Here is a 338-nt window from a genome sequence, read left to right as displayed (position 1 = left end):
CCCGCGACCTCCTCGGTGACCGGGTGCTCCACCTGGAGACGGGTGTTGACCTCCAGGAAGGAGATCGTGCCGTCGTTGCCGACGAGGAACTCGACGGTGCCCGCGCCGACGTAACCGGCTTCCTTGAGGATGGCCTTGGACGCCGAGTACAGCTCCTCGACCTGGGCCTCGCTCAGGAAGGGGGCGGGCGCCTCCTCGACCAGCTTCTGGTGGCGGCGCTGGAGCGAGCAGTCACGGGTGGAGACGACGACGACGTTGCCGTGCTGGTCGGCCAGGCACTGCGTCTCGACGTGGCGCGGCTTGTCCAGGTAGCGCTCGACGAAGCACTCGCCCCGGCC

1 pseudogene is annotated in these 338 nt (G+C 69.2%); it reads right to left on the bottom strand.

Annotated elements, in window-relative coordinates:
- Nucleotides 1-338: pseudogene (locus HTV45_RS33550) on the bottom strand (acetyl-/propionyl-CoA carboxylase subunit alpha); the annotation flags it as partial.

The organism is Streptomyces sp. CHD11 (genome assembly GCF_018638295.1).
Classification (GTDB): domain Bacteria; phylum Actinomycetota; class Actinomycetes; order Streptomycetales; family Streptomycetaceae; genus Streptomyces.
The sequence above is the reverse complement of the archived record's forward strand: the minus strand, read 5'-3'. Positions and strand labels throughout refer to the sequence as shown.